The organism is Halomonas sp. GFAJ-1, from assembly GCA_002966495.1.
Lineage (GTDB): Bacteria > Pseudomonadota > Gammaproteobacteria > Pseudomonadales > Halomonadaceae > Vreelandella.
In genome coordinates this window covers 2,110,170-2,113,704 of record CP016490.1, presented here as the reverse complement: position 1 = coordinate 2,113,704, position 3,535 = coordinate 2,110,170, and the positions used below count along the sequence as shown (strand labels likewise).

At 49.7% G+C, this 3,535-nt stretch carries 3 protein-coding genes; all 3 read right to left on the bottom strand.

The annotated features are described in order from the left end of the window. Window positions 1-143 precede the first annotated feature (143 nt). Window positions 144-941, bottom strand: a complete 798-nt coding sequence (locus tag BB497_09695) for a multidrug transporter (GenBank protein AVI62946.1) — start codon at window positions 939-941, stop codon at window positions 144-146. An 84-nt stretch (window positions 942-1,025) separates the two neighbouring features. Then, window positions 1,026-1,865, bottom strand: coding sequence for a hypothetical protein (locus BB497_09690; GenBank protein AVI62945.1), 840 nt, complete (start codon window positions 1,863-1,865; stop codon window positions 1,026-1,028). A gap of 67 nt (window positions 1,866-1,932) precedes the next feature. Further along, entirely contained in the window at window positions 1,933-3,318 is a 1,386-nt protein-coding gene (locus tag BB497_09685) for a channel protein TolC (protein ID AVI62944.1), read from the bottom strand. Window positions 3,319-3,535: the final 217 nt, after the last annotated feature.

The window sequence follows — 3,535 nt, the reverse complement described above, 5'->3', positions numbered from 1 at the left end:
GACAAAACTCCTACTTGATGTGCCACTGTTTAACGGGGGATCGACAGTGGCCTAACGCTGGCACGCTTTATAAAGCGTTGAGTACCCCTATGTGTCGTATTGAATGATTGATACGTACATAGGGGTTACAGCAAACAGCCCACTTAGTGGACTGGGTCGGATTCGCTGGGCATACCCTCATCAGCAGGGTCACCTTTTGACTGTGCGTCAACATGCTCACCGCCCGCAGATAAGCGGTTTAGGCGGTTAAAGTTACGCATTGACTGCAAGTGGATATAGAGCAACTCTAGCTCGTCAGTCGCCAGCATTTTTTGCAGTGCTTGCTCATCTAAACTTTTCAGCTTTTCGCGGTTGACGGCTTTAAAACCAGTCAGGGTACGTGGGCCACCTTCAGATTGGCGAACTTGGGCCTGAACATCTTCAAGAATATTCAGCTCTACAAGACGCTTACCGAATGCGCGCGTGCGCTGGAAATGGGCTTGATAGTCCTGCAAAAAGTTTAAGATACGTTCTAAATACTGGGTCTGCTCACCCTCAGTATCAAAAAACCGCTCGCCGCGACCGTCAGTGTTTAGACCTTCGTACGCTTCGTCGACGCATAATGTGAACGTATCACCCGACTCACTGGACGCAAATACAAAGGGATAACGGCGGAAAAACGCTGGCACATACTCACCCCGCCACTGCCCCTCGGCGTCCACGAGATAATTTTCATCTTGCTGTAGGCCCAAAATCGCCACGGGTAACACACCGCCGTCTTCTGCAGCGGTGAACACAATCGGCAGGTCTGTGGCCGCCGCAGGAAATTCAGCCGCCATCAGCGGGACAGAGTTGACGTTACTCGCGAAACGGAAATCGCGGCTAACTTTTAGATAGCGCTCTTTATGTTTGTCGCGAGTAATCGGTTGAATGTCTCGATAAATCAGCAGCTGGGTAGACATATAAATTTCTCCTAATGATGTCTTATTAAGTACTAAGAGGTATCGCCCGTGCGATGCGTTGTTGGCAGAGAGACGAGTCCACCGCTATGACGATGAACTTACCTTCCCACCGTAATAAAAAGTCATAAAAGGCTTAGCATGCTGGTCAACACCTAATGACACATTACTTAGCATCTGATCGCCATAGTGTGCTAACCACTTCCTTAACTCATCACGCTCAGCGCTGAGCCACTCCCGTGCTAAGGCAAACATTGGCGCCGCGATATCGCCTAGCCGTGGTGCAAAGTGATGTAGATGTAAGTTGATAGAGCAACGCGGTGTGCGGTCATCAGGCGCCGGTAGCGACAAAGCCTGCGGTGGCGCACGCTCGATAACATCAACAGTAAGTGGCGGCCATGGCGTGTTCTTGAGGGCCGCAATGATTTCAAGTTGCTCTAATAAATCCTCTACCACAGGGGGCAGATTTTGGAGTTCACGTTGTATCAGTCGTTGCGCCTGATGAGCATCCGGTGCCATCACATAGTCGGTAATTATTGCCGGATGTTGAGATTGCCACTTCCATGCGCTGTAAAGCACTAGGGGGTTGATAGGATCATGGTGACGCAGCTGAGAAAGGGAGTGCTCCCAATACACTTTGTTAGTCTTGCCCTCCACCCCTACCAGCAGGTAATGAGGTGACGCTTTTTGCTCAGCGTCGGGGGCATAAAGCAGGCGCATGAATGACTGTTCGTCCTCTGCCAACATCCCTAATTGCTGTAGCATAGGCTGTAGACGAGATTGCCACTGCTCGGCTGTTAAGGTGTTCACGTCGATACCGAACAAACATCTGTCGCTTCGCCATTGACCCGGCTGAAACTTAGCGGAAGGCTCCACGAGATAAGGGGCGCCGAGACCTTTCACTAGTGCCTCTAAATCATTGACCACACTCCCGGTCGCCATGTCTGACGATGCATGTGCAGTCGACGATTTAGCAGAAGCAATGTTCGACGTTTTAATTAAAGATGTTTGAGATACTGACATGCTCATTCATCCTCTCGTCGATTTCGCGAAGGTCATCAACATTAATCACGCCCGTAGCTCGTTTAAGGCGTAATACGTTAATTAGGTAGTCATACCTAGCAGCGGCCAATTCGCTTCGCGCAAAAAACAAATCTCTTTCAGCGTCCAATAAGTCGCGTAGAGGAACAATGCCCGTTTCCACACTTACTTGCCTTGATTCAACCACTTGCTCGCTGGCTTCAAGGGAACGGCGCAAAGAACGTTCACGCGCTTTTGCCGAAAGAATACTTTGATAACTCGACCTCACTTCACGGCGTAGCTCACGCGTTACGCCTTCTAGCTGAGACCGACTGGCTTCTAAGAGACTCACACTTTCACGCACTTCTGAAGAGGTTCGTCCGCCGCTATACACGGGCACATTAAGACGTAAGGCTATTTCTTGTGTTTCAACCTCACTACCGCCCCCAAATAAGGAGCCGTCGGTATCATCAAAGTCATAGTTCAGCTGTAGATCCAGCGTAGGAAAGTGCCCCCCACGACGTACGTCAATCGACCGATTCGCAACCTCTGTGGCAAGCTCTGCTGCCTTAAGCCGAGGACTGCGCTCAATTGCCAATGTCTCCCACGCTTCTTGAGAGTCGGGATCCGGACGTGAAAGCTGTAAATCACTACCCAGCAACACAAGCTGTTGTGGCGGCGCACCAATCATTTCAGCCAACGCTTCAATGGCATCACGTAAGGCATTTTGAACTTCAATTTCCCGTGCTCTCACCTGCTCTAATCGCGCCCTAGCGTCTAACATATTTTCTGAGCGTGTGAGGCCGTCTTCAAAGCGTGCCAATACTTCTTGATAATTCGCTTCAACAGACCCCTTCTCAGCCTGCAGGTAGGAAAGGTTTTCATAAATAGACAAGGCATCGAAGTAGCGTTCTGCGACTCGATACAGCAAGTTCTGGCGCACCACCTCTAGCTCTGAGGCTGCCTGACGGATTTCCTTTTTCGATTGAGCAAAGGATGACCAACGTGCGTAGTCATAGACAGACTGCGAAATAGATGCACCATAGCGTGTAGTAGGAAACGATACAGAGCCGCTATCAAAGCTTTCATTATCTGACTGTCGGATATTTTGATAAGTTTGTGATTGGCTGGCCGTTACTGAGACCTGTGGCAACAGGGCTGAGCGCGCCTGATAGTAGAGTTCATCGGCTGCCTGCTTGCCGTAGAACTGCTCTCTAAAAATAGGGTCGTTGTCTCTCGCCAACTGGTAAACGTCTAATAAACCACCGTGGGCCTGGTTAGCTGTCGCGCCTGACGCCATCACAACAATAAGAACCGTTATGGTGCTGGTCATCGAATGCATGTATCGCGAAATAAACATTGAGTCCCCTATTTTTCGCTATTTATTATTTCATTTATATGAGCAACCTTTTTCTCTAGCCTCCACTAAAGCCACTCATTCAATCCGCGTCACCCATCGCTCTAAGACCTCCACACCTCGCAGGACATGTGGCTCCCATGCCTACCGTGGATCCACGCGTTTTACAATCTTGGTTTCATGAGTCCATAAATGATCCTAGCATTAACGTCTTAGGCAC